The 15,162-nt window shown below is 61.7% G+C and carries 10 protein-coding genes; 1 reads left to right on the top strand and 9 read right to left on the bottom strand.

The annotated features are described in order from the left end of the window. The first annotated feature begins 113 nt into the window (after positions 1-113). Positions 114-851: a substrate-binding periplasmic protein gene (locus AC07VR_RS17890; protein ID WP_494990651.1), complete on the top strand. Its 738-nt coding sequence runs from the start codon at positions 114-116 to the stop codon at positions 849-851. A gap of 142 nt (positions 852-993) precedes the next feature. Here the strand turns inward: AC07VR_RS17890 and yccS are convergent, their stop codons facing one another. The 9 genes from yccS to betB form a co-directional block, all read right to left on the bottom strand. Continuing rightward, on the bottom strand, positions 994-3,177 hold the full coding sequence (yccS, locus tag AC07VR_RS17885) for a YccS family putative transporter (RefSeq protein WP_495012013.1): 2,184 nt from the start codon (positions 3,175-3,177) through the stop codon (positions 994-996). 271 nt (positions 3,178-3,448) lie between these two features. Next, complete coding sequence (locus tag AC07VR_RS17880; protein ID WP_495012012.1) at positions 3,449-4,627, bottom strand: BaiN/RdsA family NAD(P)/FAD-dependent oxidoreductase; 1,179 nt, start codon at positions 4,625-4,627, stop codon at positions 3,449-3,451. 135 nt (positions 4,628-4,762) lie between these two features. Continuing rightward, complete coding sequence (dbpA, locus tag AC07VR_RS17875) at positions 4,763-6,100, bottom strand: ATP-dependent RNA helicase DbpA (protein ID WP_494991171.1); 1,338 nt, start codon at positions 6,098-6,100, stop codon at positions 4,763-4,765. 154 nt (positions 6,101-6,254) lie between these two features. Beyond that, positions 6,255-7,682, bottom strand: coding sequence for a multidrug transporter subunit MdtD (gene mdtD, locus AC07VR_RS17870; RefSeq protein WP_494990648.1), 1,428 nt, complete (start codon positions 7,680-7,682; stop codon positions 6,255-6,257). Between the two features lie 142 nt (positions 7,683-7,824). Next, positions 7,825-9,162: a TldD/PmbA family protein gene (locus AC07VR_RS17865; protein WP_495012011.1), complete on the bottom strand. Its 1,338-nt coding sequence runs from the start codon at positions 9,160-9,162 to the stop codon at positions 7,825-7,827. Then, the gene (locus AC07VR_RS17860) at positions 9,162-10,604 is read right to left on the bottom strand and encodes a TldD/PmbA family protein (protein WP_495012010.1); all 1,443 of its coding nucleotides are present in this window, start codon (positions 10,602-10,604) and stop codon (positions 9,162-9,164) included. Before AC07VR_RS17860 ends, AC07VR_RS17865 begins: the two co-directional genes overlap by 1 nt. 143 nt (positions 10,605-10,747) lie before the next feature. Further along, complete coding sequence (locus tag AC07VR_RS17855) at positions 10,748-11,443, bottom strand: RraA family protein (RefSeq protein WP_029297314.1); 696 nt, start codon at positions 11,441-11,443, stop codon at positions 10,748-10,750. Between the two features lie 306 nt (positions 11,444-11,749). After that, positions 11,750-13,453, bottom strand: coding sequence for a choline dehydrogenase (gene betA, locus AC07VR_RS17850; RefSeq protein ID WP_495012009.1), 1,704 nt, complete (start codon positions 13,451-13,453; stop codon positions 11,750-11,752). 153 nt (positions 13,454-13,606) lie between these two features. Next, complete coding sequence (gene betB, locus AC07VR_RS17845; RefSeq protein WP_495012008.1) at positions 13,607-15,079, bottom strand: betaine-aldehyde dehydrogenase; 1,473 nt, start codon at positions 15,077-15,079, stop codon at positions 13,607-13,609. Positions 15,080-15,162 lie beyond the last annotated feature (83 nt).

The raw sequence follows: 15,162 nt of genomic DNA, 5'->3' as shown, positions 1-15,162 counted from the left end.
TGGCTCCCATGAGCTAGTGTTAGGACCGGAGTTGTGGCGGCGTACCGGCACACGGGCCTTCGAGTTTTGGCTAAAAACACGCTGGGCAGCCCGCCCGCTAAGGATGTTTTAGCATGCCGCGATTGCATCGAGCCTTTGCTTTGATTGGATTGCTCTTGCTGGGTCAGAGCGTTTACGCGGAAAAATTGCGTCTGGTAGCCGATGCCTGGCCGCCGTTTACCGATGCCACGCTGGTTAATGGCGGGTTAGCCACCGATATAGTCAGTACTGCCCTGGCGCGGGCCGGCTATGCCAGTGAATTCGAGCAAGTACCTTGGGCCAGAGCCTTGCAGGGCGTTGGCGAAGGGCGTTACGACGTGTTGGTGAATGCCTGGTTCAACGAGGCCAGGACCCATCTGGGGCAGTTTTCCAGCGGGTATCTAATCAATCGGGTGTGCTTTATCAAGCGCAAGGATGAGCCGATCGAATACGACAATTTGCAGCAATTGCATGAATATCCGATCGCTGTGGTGCGTGGTTATGCCTATTCCTCGGCCTTCGACGCAGACCCGGACTTACAGAAAGTGCCTGTGCACAACTTTTCGATGGCGGTGCGGATGCTGGCCGCCGGCCGCGTGAAGTTGACCCTGGAAGATGAATACGTCGCGCGCTACTACCTGGCCCGTGAGTCGCCCAGGGTGCGCAACGGGGTGGAGTTTGTGCCCAAGCCGTTGAGCGAGAACAGCCTGCATATTCTGGTCAGCCTGAAAAATCCCGAGCATCAACAAATCGTCGCCGGTTTCGATCGGGAGATCGCGGCGATGAAGGCTGACGGGAGTTATGACCGGTTGCTGAAGCAGCATGGGATGTAACCTGAAGCGAAGCTGTTTCTGATGATCGTTCCCACGCTCCTGCGTGGGAATGCAGCCCGTGATACTCCGCGTCACATCCGAAAACGGACGCGGAGCGTCCAGTGAGGCATTCCCACACAGAGCGTGGGAACGATCTACCCTGCTAATCCTCGCTGGTATCCTTGATCAAATGCGCCGCCAGGGTCCGCAATGGGCCGAGCTGGCGGCAAATCAGTGCCAGCTGGGTTTGCACCAGCCGCTGGCCTTCGTCGATTTCATCCGGCATCTGTTCCAGCTCATTGGCCAGCGCTTCTTCGGCATCGCTCTGAATCGCAATCGGCAGTTTGCTTGCCAACCCTTGAGCGATTTCATCGATGCTCGCCGCCAGGCTGACGCCGGCGCCGTCGATCAATTGCTCGCGCACTGGCGGCGGTAACGGGGTTTCACGGTGGGCACCGAGGCCCGACAAGTAGCTGAGCAAGGTGTGGGAGAGCACCAGAAAGCGGAACCCGACGTCGGCTTCTTTGCGAAAATGCCCCGGCTCCATCAGCATGTTGGCCAGCGTGGTCGACAGCGCCGCATCGGCGTTGTGGGCATTGCGTCGGGCCAGGCGATACGCCAGATCGTCACTTTTGCCGATGGCATATTGCTGCATGATTTGCCGCAAGTAGATGCTGTTGCAGGTCAGGGTATTGGCCAGCACTTTGTTCAAGCGTCGACCTTGCCAGTCCGGCAGGAACAGGAACACCGCAAGCCCCGCGATCAGGCTGCCGAGCAAGGTATCGAGCAGTCGTGGCAGGAATAGCCCGTAACCGTCGCCGACCTGATTGAAGCAGAACAGCACCATCAAGGTGATCGCCGCCGTGGCCAGGGTGTAACGGGTGGTGCGGTTGATAAAGAACACTATCCCGGCGGCGATGGCGAACAGCGACTGGATCAGGGGGCTTGGGAATAGATCGAACAGTGCCCAGGCCGCAGTCAAACCGATCGCCGTGCCGATGACCCGTTGACCAAGCTTGCGCCGGGTCGCGCCATAGTTCGGCTGGCAGACGAACAGTGTGGTGAGGATGATCCAATAGCCTTGGGACGGGTGAATCAAATGCACCATGCCGTAGCCAATGCTCAAGGCCAGGGGTAAACGCAGGGCATGGCGGAACAACAGCGAAGTTGGCGTCAGTTGGGTTCGCAGGCGCGTCCAGACGTCCTTGAGGTTGCGCGGCGAACGGTCCAGCAGACTGCTGTCGGTGGCGTCGGCCAGGCTGTCGGGGTTGCTCGCATCGCTGAGCAGCCGGTCGAGGGTGCTCAGGTTTGCCGCCAGCGCACGCAAAGAGCGCAGCAAGCCGCGCCAGGCCGGGTTGCTCTGGATGCGCAAGTGTTCGAGGGAGGCGTGCAGGTCGCTCAGCGCTTCGGCGAAGTTGGCGTCATACACGAACGGTTGGCGCAACTGAATCGTCTCGGCCAGTGCCCGGCAGGCTTTGCCTTGCTGGCGTAGCAGGCGCTGGCAGCGAAACAGCACGTCGCTATGGAAAAAGGCTTCGGCCAGCGCGTTGTAGGGATAGTGGGAAGAACTGGCGCGTTCGTGGATGTCCTGGGCGAGGAAGTACAGCTTCAGGTAGCGGCTGACTTTCGAGCCCGGTCGGCCATTGCCGACCCGATGCAGAATGATTTCCTTGGCGGCGTTGAGCGCTGCGACGACCCGGCCGTTTTGCTGGGCCAGTTGCAGACGCCGCGCCTCGACATCCATCTGCCGGATCGGCTCGAACAGCAACGACTTCAGCTTCAGGTAATAACCCAGCTCACGAAACAGCCGGGCGAGACTCTGTTGCACCGGCTGGTTGGAAAACAGCGCCTGCCACACCACGGATAGCAGGCCGTACCAGGCGGCACCGGCCACCAGCAGCACCGGCTCATGCCAGAAGTCGTTGACCGCGCCGCCGCGCTGGTCCACGCCAATCATGGTGTAGACCGAGAGAATCAAGGTCGCCGAAGCAATCGCACCATAACGTTCGCCCAAGGCGCCGAGCATGGTCAGGCTGAAACTGGCCAGCGCCAGAGCGCCGACAAAAATCAGCGGGTAGGGGAATAACAGTTCGACGGAAAGCGCCGCGACGCTGAAACAGACCAGGGTCACGGCCAAGGCATTCAAGCGGCCTTGCCAGCCGTCGTCGGTCTCGGCCAGGGCGCTGGCGATAATCCCCAGGAACAACGGGATCAGCAGGCCCATTTCATCCTGATACCAACACAGCGCCATCGTACCGGTCAGGGCGACGAATACCCGCACGCTGTAGCTGAATTTATCCAGCGCCCAAAGGCGCCGCAGAGACTGACGGAACGAGGTCGATGACATGAAGTGCGAAGGCCTTCCGGGGCAATGCAGCTAAATTGAGCCAGTAATGACGTCGACGCAATGGCGTCGATCACATCTGACAGCAAAATCTGTTCCGTGGGAGCAACTGTTGGATAACACCATGTAGCAGCTGCCGCAGGCTGCGTTCCAGGACGCAGTCCTGGCAAGTCAGGCGCCGCGATTTGCCTGGCACACCGCACCGTCTGGTTTTACGACTGCCGCGCAGCCGGACGCAGGCTGCGCCAGCTGCTACGCAGGAGGTCTGTGTTGATTAAACGTACTGCGCGGCGGCGTAGCCGGAGGCCCAGGCCCACTGGAAGTTGAAACCGCCGAGGTGCCCGGTGACGTCCAGTACTTCGCCGATGAAATACAGCCCTGGGCTTTTCAGCGATTCCATGGTTTTGGATGACACTTCGCGAGTGTCCACGCCGCCCAACGTTACTTCCGCGGTGCGATAACCTTCGGTGCCGGCCGGCACCAGCTTCCAGCACGCCAGCTTTTCGGCGATATCGGCCAACTCAGCGTGGGTGTACTGCTTCATTGGCTTGGAGGCGAACCATTGTTCGGCCAGCAGGTTGGCCATCTTCTTGGTAAAGATCTCGCCAAGCAGGGTTTTCAACTCGCTGTTGGGGCGTTCGGCTTGTTGCTGTTGCAGCCAGCCCGGCACGTCGTAATCGGGTAGCAGGTTGATCTCCACGGTGTCGCCCGATTGCCAGTACGAGGAAATCTGCAAAATTGCCGGGCCACTCAGGCCACGGTGGGTGAACAGGATGTTCTCGCGGAAACTCTGATCGTTGCAGCTCACCAGGCAATCCACCGAGGTACCCGACAGCTCGCCGCACAACTCTTTGAGCTGATCGGTGATGGTGAACGGCACCAGCCCTGCGCGAGTCGGCAGCAGCTCATGGCCGAATTGCCTGGCCACTTGGTAGCCAAAACCGGTAGCCCCGAGGGTTGGAATCGACAGGCCGCCGGTGGCGATCACCAGGGATTCGCAGGTCAACTGCCCCAGGGTGGTTTCCAGCAGGTACCCGCTTTCGAATTTTTCGATCTGCTGGATCGAAGTGTCCAGGTGCAGGCTGACGCCGACCTGTTCGCACTCCTCGAGCAGCATGGCGAGGATGTCGCTGGATTTGTTATCGCAGAACAACTGGCCGAGCTTCTTCTCGTGGTACGGCACGCCGTGCTTGGCCACCAACCCGATGAAATCCCATTGGGTGTAGCGGGCGAGGGCGGATTTGCAAAAGTGCGCGTTCTGCGAGAGAAAATTGTTCGGTTCGGTGTACATGTTGGTGAAATTGCAGCGCCCACCACCGGACATCAGGATTTTCTTGCCGGCCTTGTTTGCATGGTCGATCAACATCACCTTGCGCCCACGCCCGGCGGCGGTCAGTGCACACATCAAACCTGCGGCGCCAGCGCCAATGATCACGACTTCGGTAGAGCGCAAAACGAAACCCTCAACATGTTCGATCGTTCCCACGCTCTGCGTGGGAACGCCGCCTTGGACGCTCCGCGTCCGCTTTTGTGACGCGGAGCGTCACGGGATGCATTCCCACGCGGGAGCGTGGGAACGATCATGTTCTTACAAAATCCGCACGCGCAGCGACCGGCCTTTGATTTTGCCTTCGCTCAAGCGCTGCACAGCCTGCTTGGCGATTGTGCGTTCCACGGCCACGTAGGCCTGGAAGTCGAAGATCGCGATTTTGCCGACCTGGGCACCCGGGATGCCGGCATCGCCGGTCAGGGCGCCGAGGATATCGCCCGGGCGAACCTTGTCTTTACGGCCGGCGCCGATGCACAGGGTGCTCATGGCCGGCAGCAGCGGGGCGCCGCCCTGGGATTTCAGGTTGTCCAGTTGATCCCAGCTCAGTGGCGATTTCTGCAGCTGCTCGATGGCCTGGGCGCGATGGGCTTCGGACGGCGCGACCAGACTGATCGCAATGCCTTTCTCACCGGCACGGCCGGTACGGCCGACGCGGTGGATGTGGATTTCCGAGTCACGGGCCAGTTCGACGTTGACCACCATGTCCAGCGCATCGATGTCCAGACCGCGAGCGGCGACGTCGGTGGCGACCAGTACTGAAGTACTGCGGTTGGCGAACATCGCCAGCACCTGGTCACGATCGCGCTGTTCCAGGTCGCCATGCAGGCCGACGGCGGAAATGCCTTTGGCGGTCAGGTGATCAACGGTTTCCTGCACCTGCTGCTTGGTGAAGCAGAACGCCACAGTGGACTGCGGACGGAAATGCGCGAGGACTTTGACCACTGCGTCCATGCGCTCTTCCGGCGAAATCTCGAAGAAACGCTGTTCGATCTGCGTGTCGTCGTGGAACGCCTCGGCCTTCACTTGCTGCGGGTTGCGCATGAACTTCGACGCCAGCTGCTTGATGCCCACCGGGTAGGTGGCGGAGAACAGCAGGGTCTGGCGACGCTCCGGGGACTGGGCGATGATTTCTTCGATGGAATCGTAGAAACCCATGTCGAGCATGCGGTCGGCTTCGTCGAGGATCAGGGTGTTCAGGCCATGGAGCACCAGCGAACCCTTGCGCAGATGCTGCTGAATCCGGCCCGGGGTGCCGACGATGATGTGCGCGCCGTGTTCCAGCGAACCGATCTGCGGGCCGAAGGACACGCCGCCGCACAGGGTCAGGACCTTGATGTTGTCTTCGGCGCGGGCCAGGCGACGGATTTCCTTGGCGACCTGGTCGGCCAGCTCACGGGTCGGGCAGATGACCAGTGCCTGGCAGCCAAAGAAGCGCGGATTGATCGGGTTCAACAGGCCGATACCGAAGGCGGCGGTTTTGCCGCTACCGGTCTTGGCCTGGGCGATCAGGTCCATCCCCTTGAGGATCACCGGCAAGCTTTGCGCCTGGATCGGCGTCATCTGGGCATAACCGAGGGAGTCGAGGTTAGCCAGCATGGCGGCGGACAGCGGCAAAGTATTAAAAGCGGTGGCGATGGTGGTCACGGGACTGGCCTGCAAAACAAAATGTCGCGCAGTGTACCAGTCCAAAGCATTTTCCCTGCAAGTTATGGACGAAAAGTAGCCAGGTGCGGGCACCTTTTGTCAGAAACTACGGCTCGATGTGCTCTTGCGGACGGCGAATACGCCGGCCGTCTTTTGGCGACAGCTGCAAAAAGATCGCCGCAGCCAGCATTGCCATGATGCCGACGGTCACGAAGGTCAACTGGAAGGCGCCCAAAACGCTGTTCACACCGTCGTTGCCCACCTCAGCGGTAAAGCCGCCGAGCAGGGCGCCGGCACAGGCCACGCCCAGGCTCAGGGACAGCTGCGCGACCACCGACAGCAGGCTGTTGCCGCTGCTGGCGCTGGCGTCATCGAGGTCGATCAGGGTGACGGTGTTCATCGCGGTGAACTGCAACGAGTTGACTGCGCCGAGCAGCGCTAATTGAAACAGCAACAACCCGTAAGGCGTTTGTTCGCTGACCAGCCCCATGCTCGCCAGCAGTAAACCCAGCGCCAGGGTGTTGCCGGTGAGCACGATCCGATAACCCAGGCGTTCGATCAGCGGCCGGGCGATGGATTTGGCGATCATCGCCGCCGCGGCCAGCGGCAGCATGCTCATCCCGGCCTGGGACGGCGAATAACCGAGGGCGATTTGCAGCAGCAACGGCACCAGAAACGGCAGGGCGCCGCTGCCCAGACGAGCGAACAGGTTACCGAGGATGCCCACGGCAAAGGTCCGGGTCTTGAATAGCGACGGTGCAAACAAGGGGTTGTCGATGTGCCCGGCCCGCAGCCAATACGCCGCGAGGCAGGCCATGCCACCGAACAGCAGCAACATCACCCGCAAGTGCGGCAGGTGCAGTTCGCCGAGACCCTCCATGGCGATGGTGATCAGTACCATCGCCGCGCCGAAGAACAGGAAACCGAGGCCGTCGAAGCGCGTGCGCTCGCTGCCGCGCAGGTCGGGAATGAAGCGCCAGACGGCGTAGCAGCCGATCAGGCCGACCGGCAGATTAATCAGGAAAATCCAGTGCCAGGTCAGGTACTGCACCATCCAGCCGCCCATGGTCGGGCCGAGCAGCGGGCCGAGCAGGCCGGGAATGGTGATGAAACCCATAATCCGCACCAGATCAGAGCGTGGGTAAGCCCGCAGCACCACCAGCCTGCCTACCGGCAACATCAGTGCGCCGCCCAGCCCCTGCACGACCCGGGCGCCGATCAGAATGTTCAGCGAGTGGGATAACGCGCAGAGCAGCGAGCCGATGCTGAACAGAAATATCGCGCCGAAGAAAATCTTTTTGGTGCCGAAGCGGTCGGCGATCCAGCCCGAGGCGGGAATCAGCAGGGCCACGGTGAGCATGTAGGCGATGACCACGCCTTGCATGCGCAGCGGGTCCTCCGCCAGATCCCGGGCCATGGCGGGCAATGCTGTGTTGAGGATTGTTCCGTCGAGGGACTGCATGAAAAACGCGATGGCCACTACCCACGGCACCCAGCGGGCGGTTGTTGCATCAAGCGTCGGGCGGTTGGGCATGGGACCTCTTGTGAGTGTGAGTCAGTGATCGTTCCCACGCTCTGCGTGGGAATGCAGCCCGTGACGCTCCGCGTCACCGTTCAAGAGCGGACGCAGAGCGTCCATGGATACACTCCCACGCAGAGCGTGGGGGCGATCGTCACTACAGGGTCAACGTGAGTCGGCTGACCAGCGCTCCCGGCAGCAGCGCCGAGGCGGTTTGGCGCTGGCTGTAGGTACTGGCCGACAAAATCAGTTCCCGCTCGCGGGTCAGTGCTTCCAGTTGCGAGCCGAGCAAGCTGTAGGCGCTGTCGTCGAAACGCATGGTGCTGACCGGTGCCTGTATCTCGCCGTTTTCCACCCAGAAAGTGGCGAAGCGAGTCATACCGGTCAGGCGTGCGGCCGGCAGGTCCGAGTAGTTCAGGTACCAGAGGTTGCTGATGTACAGGCCAGTTCCCAGTTGCTTGAGAATGTCTTCCTGCGCCAGCGAACCCGCCGCCATGTTCAATGCACTCGGCGCTTCGCCGCTAGCGGCGCCGTTGGCGGTGAGGCCGTATTCGGCGGCACTGCGCGAGTTGACCAGTTGCGCATCAGCCTGGCCGGCATTGATCAGTGTCAGATCGCTACGTGGATAACCCTCGCCGGAAAACGCCGGGCTCAGCGAGCCTGTCACTTTCTCATCCAGAGACACCAGCGGGCTGAACGCGCAATCGCCGCCGTACAGTCGTTGCAGCGGACTGCTCTTGCTGGCGATCGAGCGGGCCGAAAAGCCGCCCCAGCAGAGCATGCCCAGAATTTCCTCAAGGGCAGCCGGCGCGAGGTAAGCACGGTACTGTCCCGGCGCCAACGTGCGCAGGGGGCGGCTCAGGTGTTGCAACTGCTCGCGGGCCTGCTGGAAGCGCTTGGCGAAACCCTCGCTGCTCCAGTCATGCCCGGCGTAGCTGGCTTTCACCGCTTGGCCGTTGGCGTGAAACAGGCTGAAGTCGAAGTTGAAACTGTTGGCCTGATGCCAGCCAAAGGCCCCGGCCGAGCTGGCGAAGCCACGGCTGACAGGACCGGCAGCATAGAAGCCGACCAGGTCGAGCCCGTCAGCGGCACGGCTGATGGCTTCAACGACCTGGGCGGTGTCCGGTAGTGGGTGGTCCTGCACATTCTGGCTCTGCCAGCCGTTGTAGTTGAGCAGCAGATACGGGTCCTGCGGCAACAGCGGCAAGGTTTCGCGCAGCTGTTGCAGGCCTTCGGCCAGGCGCTGACGGTCGACTTGCGGGTCGCCGGCGAGGGTGATGCCGAGGTTTGCATGACGACCATCGTCAATCAGCTTGAAGCTCAGGCTGGCCTGCTGCACATGCCCGGCCTGACGCACCTTGGCATGGTTGAAACGAATGAACTCCGAGGATTCGGCGTCGTAGCTCAGGGTGAATTGCTCTGGCTCGCGCAGGTTGCCCTGCAACCAACCGACCAGTGCCTGGAATTGTTGCTCCTGACTCATGGCAGTACTCATCAGGCATCCCCTCCAAACACATCAACGTTGCTGAATACGCAGGCGGGCGATGCATGGCCGACGCGGATCACCTGATTCGGCTCGCCTTTGCCGCAGTTCGGCGTGCCGAGGACCTTGAAGGTGCCGGCGTCACCGACGGCGCTGAGGTTGCGCCAGAACTGCGCGGAAATGGCACGGTAGTTGGGGTTCTTCACGACGCCCTTGAGTTCGCCGTTTTCGATCAACTGGCCCCATTCGCAGCCGAACTGGAATTTGTTGCGCGCATCGTCGATCGACCAGGAGCGGTTGGTCGACATCAGCACGCCGTGCTCGATGCCGCCGATCAGTTGCTCAAGAGGCTGATCGCCCGGCTCGATATTCAAGTTGGCCATGCGATCGATCGGCGGACGGTTCCAGCTACAGGCGCGGCTGTTGGCGACGCCGTCGAGGCCGGAGCGGTATTGCGACAGCGCGCCGCCCAGCGGACGCAGCAGCAACCCGTCACGGATCAGGAATTGTTTGCTGGCGGCCGTACCGTCGTCGTCATGGCCGTAGCTGGCGAGCTGTTCGGGAATGTCCGGGTCGAAGGTCACGTTGAGCAATTTGGAGCCGTATTGCAGGCTGCCGAAGTCGCTGGCTTTGACGAAACTGGTGCCGGCGTAATTGCGCTCGTCGCCGAGGATGCGATCCAGTTCCAGCGGGTGACCGATGGACTCGTGGATCTGCAGCATCATCTGGTCCGGCATCAACAACAGGTCGCGCGGGCCTTGCGGGGTGTTCGGCGCCAGCAGCAGTTGCAGGGCCTGGTCGGACACTGTTGGGCCGGCGCCCACCAGCCCGCAGCGGCTGATCACGTCGGCGCCGCCCTGCTGGCCGAAGTTCTCGCGGCCCAGGCTGCGGGTCTGGCTGTCGCTGCCGTCGTAGGCGGTAACCTCCAGGCTCGGGTAGACGAAACGCTGCGCCTGGCGCAATTCGGCACCCGCACTGTTGAGGTAGATCTGCTCGACATTGGTGATGCCGATGCTCACTTCCCAGTTCACCAACCGCTCGTCTTTTGGCACGGCGGCGGATTCGTCACCGAGCAATTGGTAGCAGTCACTCAGGGATGGGAAGGGGTGTTCGAAGTTCGGTGACAAGTAATCGCCGCGCTCGCTGGAAACCGGCTGTTGGCGCAGGTCGAGCAGGGCGTGGGCGGCGATCAACCGGGCTTGCTGCTCGGCCCGTTCGAGGGCGGCTTGCAGGCCGGATTGGGAAAGATCGTTGGTCGCGGCATAGGCTTCAACGCCGTTGACCCGTGCGGTCAGCATCGCGCCTTCGTCGCGGCCAAGGTGTGGGGGCTCTGCAACGTTCTTGCGCATCGACAGGTACTGGCCCGACTCACGCACGTAGCGCAGCGAAAAGAATTCAGCGCCCGTGCGCAACGCAGCGAAGCGCTGTTTGAGCTGGGGGTGGAAATCGAACATGCGGGGAACCTCCTTGTGAGTAGCGGCGACCTTGAGGGCCTCATCGCGGGCAAGCCTCGCTCCTACAAGGCCAAGATTGAATCATGGATGTGTGATCAACCACAAAACCGTAGGAGCGAGGCTTGCCCGCGATGCTTTTAGCGTTAGACCGGGCAACCCTTGGCGCGCAGGATCGCGTCGAAGCGATCCGGGTCCAGGGTGCCGGCTTCAATTGCTGCCAGTGTCGCTTTTTCGCGGGCCAGCAGGTCGTGGCAACGCACCAACAGTTCCGGCAGTTCGCTGCGCGATGCGGCCACCACACCGTCACCGTCGCCGATCATCAGGTCGCCTGGTGCGACGAGCATCCCGGCACAGGAAATCGGCACGTTGATTTCACCGCCGCCGTCGGTGCTCGGGCCACGGTGTACGCCGCCGATGGCGTAGGCCGGCAGTTCACCGGTTTGCCATTCGTCGAGGTCGCGCAGAGCACCGTTGATCACCACGCCGACGATCCCGGCTTTCAGCGCCATGGCGCGCATGATGCCGCCGAACACTGCGCGAGTCAGGTCGGCGCTGCCGTCGATCACCAGCACGTCGCCGGGGCGGGCCATCTGCATGGCTTTGAGAATCATCAGGTTGTCGCCGGGGCGCACGCGCACGGTCAGCGCGCTGCCGAGCATCGGAGCGTTACCGTGGAAGGCTTTGAGACCCAGGCCACCGACGTTGCGGCCCAGGCAATCGCTGACGGCAGCGGCGGGGATCTTGCTGAATTCCTTCAGCCATTTTGGATCGAGGGGTTCAACGTTTGGATTGATCAGGAAGCCGGTGGGCCATTTGCTCGAAGAAACGACATCAAACATGAGTATGCCTCGTGGCCAGCCAGGTGGCGGCTTTCGATGGGGGCGAGGGAGGTGAAACGTTTGCGCGATGACTAGATTAGGCCTGCGCGGGGGGTGGGATCAAGGGTGAAACGGTGTGGGCGGGTTTACGCAAACCCTGTAGCAGCTGGCGAAGCCTGCGTTCGGCTGCGCAGCAGTCGTAAAACCTGAGTCCCCGCTTCTGGATGGAACCGAGTTTACCGGGTTGCGACTGCTACGCAGCCGAACGTAGCCTTCGGCAACTGCTACGGGATTAGGCGCCAACCGTTGCGATTGGCGCCATGCCGGTTATTGCGCGGTACGGCTCACTTCACGCAGTGGCTTGCCACGTACCGGGGCGTTGCCCGCCACATAGTACTTGGCCTTGCTGCGAGGCAGAGGCTTGCGACCACGGATCTTGTCGGCGATTTTCTCGGCGATCATGATCGTTGGCGCGTTCAGGTTACCGGTGGTGATCAGCGGCATGATCGAGGCGTCGATCACGCGCAGGCCTTGCATCCCGTGGACGCGACCCTGGCCATCGACCACGGCCATCTCGTCGGTGCCCATTTTGCACGAGCAGGACGGGTGGAACGCGGTTTCGGCGTGTTCACGGATGAACTTGTCCAGTTGCTCGTCGGTTTGCACCTCGATGCCCGGGCTCAGTTCGCGACCACGGAAGGCGTCGAGTGCCGGCTGCTGCATGATTTCACGGGTCAGGCGGATGCCGTCGCGAAATTCCTGCCAGTCTTGCTCGGTGGCCATGTAGTTGAACAGGATGCTCGGGTACTGGCGCGGATCCTTGGATTTGACCTGGATGCGGCCGCGGCTTGGCGAACGCATGGAGCCCATGTGCGCCTGGAAGCCGTGCTCTTTCACACCGTTGCTGCCGTTGTAGTTAATCGCAACCGGCAGGAAGTGGTACTGAATGTTCGGCCATTCGAAGTCCGGGCGAGTACGGATAAAACCACCGGCTTCGAACTGGTTGCTGGCGCCAATACCGGTGCCGTTGAACAACCATTCGGCACCGATGGCCGGCTGGTTGTGCAGCAGCAGCGAGGGGTACAGCGAGACCGGCTGGGTGCAAGCGTACTGCAGGTAAAGCTCCAGGTGGTCTTGCAGGTTCTCGCCAACACCTGGCAGATCGTGAACGACCGGGATGTCCAGGCTTTTCAGCAATTGGGCCGGGCCGACGCCGGAGCGTTGCAGGATCTGTGGCGAAGCGATCGCGCCGCTGCACAGCAACACTTCCTTGCGTGCACGGGCTTCAACGCGCTCTTCGGCGCTGCCCACCAGGTAACGTACGCCGACGGCGCGTTTGCCCTCGAACAGAATCTTGTCGGTCAGAGCGTGGGTGACGATGTGCAGGGTCGAACGCTTTTTGGCGATGTCCAGGTAGCCGCGCGCGGTGCTGGAACGACGACCTTTAGGCGTCACGGTACGGTCCATCGGGCCGAAACCTTCCTGCTGGTAGCCATTCAGATCTTCGGTACGCGGGTAACCGGCCTGCACGCCTGCTTCAACCATCGCGTGGAACAGCGGGTTGTTGCCGGCTTTGGGCGTGGTCACGCTAACCGGGCCTTCGCCACCGTGGTAGTCGTTCGGGCCGATGTCGCGGGTTTCCGCTTTGCGGAAGTACGGCAGGCAGTCCAGGTAGGTCCAGTCTTCCAGGCCAGGGTTTTTCGCCCAGCCGTCGTAGTCCATGGCGTTACCGCGGATGTAGCACATGCCGTTGATCAGCGAAGAACCGCCCAGGCCCTTGCCGCGACCGCACTCCATCCGACGGCCATCCATGTGTGGCTCTGGGTCGGTTTCGTAGGCCCAGTTGTAGCGACGGCCTTGCAGCGGAAACGCCAGGGCCGCAGGCATTTGCGTGCGGAAGTCGTAACGGTAGTCCGGGCCGCCTGCTTCGAGCAGCAGCACGGTGACGCCTTCGTCTTCAGTCAGACGGGTCGCCAGGGTGTTACCGGCAGAGCCGGCACCAATGATGATGTAGTCGAATTCTTGGGACATTGAATGCACCCTCTTTGATGTTGGGTCAGGTGGGGCCGTTGCGAGTGCTGCGCACTCGATCGCGAGCAAGCTCGCTCCTACAGGGCCCGCGCAAAACCTGTAGGAGCGAGCTTGCTCGCGAGGCGGCCTCGCGAGCGGTGAAAGACTCGAGTCTTAGAACACCGAGTTGTATTCGCCCAGCTCGACCTGTACCGATTTGATGCGTGTGAAGTTGTTCAGCGAGCTGATGCCGTTTTCGCGGCCCACGCCCGATTGCTTGAAGCCGCCAACCGGCATTTCCGCTGCCGATTCGCCCCAGGCGTTGATCCAGCAGATACCGGCTTCCAGTTGATGAATCACGCGGTGAGCGCGGTTCAGATCTTTGGTGACCACACCGGCAGCCAGGCCGAACTCGGTGTCGTTGGCGCGGCGGATCACTTCTTCTTCGGTTTCGTAGGTGAGGATGCTCATCACCGGGCCGAAGATTTCTTCGCGGACGATGGTCATCTCGTCGGTGCAGTCGGTGAACACGGTCGGTGCCACGAACGCGCCTTTGGCGAATTCGCCGTCGGTCAGACGTTCGCCGCCGCACAGAACGCGGGCGCCTTCTTCTTTACCTTTGGCGATGTAGCCGAGCACGCTTTCCATGTGGGCGAAGCTGACCAGTGGGCCGAAGTTGGTGTTTTCGTCTTGCGGGTTGCCAACGCGAATGCGCGCAACGCGCTCAACGATTTTGGCTTCGAAAGCGGCTTTCAGGTGGCTCGGAACGAACACGCGAGTGCCGTTGGTGCAGACCTGACCGGAGCTGTAGAAGTTGGCCATCATCGCGGTGTCGGCAGCGCGATCAAGATCGGCGTCGTCGAAAATGATCAGCGGGGATTTGCCGCCCAGCTCCATGGTCACGTCTTTGAGCGAGGAGCTGGAAGCGCTGGCCATGACCTTCTTGCCGGTGTCGGTGCCGCCGGTGAAAGAGATTTTTTCAATGCGTGGGTGCTCGGTCAGCCAGGTGCCGACTTCACGGCCGCTGCCGGTCAGAACGTTGAACACGCCATCCGGCAGGCCGGCTTCGGTGTAGATCTCAGCCAGCTTCAGGGTAGTCAGGGAGGTGACTTCGCTTGGCTTGAAGATCATCGCGTTACCGGCCGCCAGGGCCGGAGCGGATTTCCACAGAGCGATCTGGATCGGATAGTTCCACGCGCCGATACCCGCGACGACGCCCAGCGGCTCGCGACGGGTGTAGACGAAAGAGGTGGTGCGCAGCGGAATCTGCTCGCCTTCGATGGCCGGGACCAGACCGGCGTAGTACTCGAGCACGTCAGCGCCGGTAACGATGTCGACGTAACGGGTTTCCGAGTACGACTTGCCGGTGTCCAGGGTTTCCAGAACGGCCAGTTCGTCGTTGCGCTCGCGGAGGATTTCAACGGCACGACGCAGGATGCGCGAACGCTGCATGGCGGTCATCGCGGCCCATACTTTCTGGCCCTTTTCGGCGGCGACAACGGCGCGCTCGACGTCAGCGAAGGTCGCACGTTGCACTTGTGCGAGAACTTCACCGGTAGCCGGGTTGATGGCTTCGAAGGTGGCGTCGCCGCTGGCGTCGGAGTAACCGCCGTCGATGTAAAGTTTTTGCAGTTCGAAACGGGCCATAGTGTCCTCGCAAGTGCATAAGTGGTTGGCGTTAACCACTGGGCGTGCCGTAAAGCCTGGGCATCGCTGGTCAGTGGCCGTTC

This window comes from Pseudomonas sp. GW821-FHT02H09 (genome assembly GCF_059421425.1).
Note: the sequence above shows the minus strand (reverse complement) of the source record. Positions and strands in the feature narration are given on the sequence as shown.

Bases quoted from the DNA above. Each gene is read 5' to 3' on its own strand.
- AC07VR_RS17860 (WP_495012010.1), bottom strand. From the start codon at position 10,604: ATGTTCGATTTCCACCCCCAGCTCAAACAGCGCTTCGCTGCGTTGCGC.
- AC07VR_RS17890 (WP_494990651.1), top strand. From the start codon at position 114: ATGCCGCGATTGCATCGAGCCTTTGCTTTGATTGGATTGCTCTTGCTG.
- betB (WP_495012008.1), bottom strand. From the start codon at position 15,079: ATGGCCCGTTTCGAACTGCAAAAACTTTACATCGACGGCGGTTACTCC.
- AC07VR_RS17865 (WP_495012011.1), bottom strand. From the start codon at position 9,162: ATGAGTACTGCCATGAGTCAGGAGCAACAATTCCAGGCACTGGTCGGT.
- AC07VR_RS17855 (WP_029297314.1), bottom strand. From the start codon at position 11,443: ATGTTTGATGTCGTTTCTTCGAGCAAATGGCCCACCGGCTTCCTGATC.
- betA (WP_495012009.1), bottom strand. From the start codon at position 13,453: ATGTCCCAAGAATTCGACTACATCATCATTGGTGCCGGCTCTGCCGGT.
- mdtD (WP_494990648.1), bottom strand. From the start codon at position 7,682: ATGCCCAACCGCCCGACGCTTGATGCAACAACCGCCCGCTGGGTGCCG.
- dbpA (WP_494991171.1), bottom strand. From the start codon at position 6,100: ATGCTGGCTAACCTCGACTCCCTCGGTTATGCCCAGATGACGCCGATC.
- yccS (WP_495012013.1), bottom strand. From the start codon at position 3,177: ATGTCATCGACCTCGTTCCGTCAGTCTCTGCGGCGCCTTTGGGCGCTG.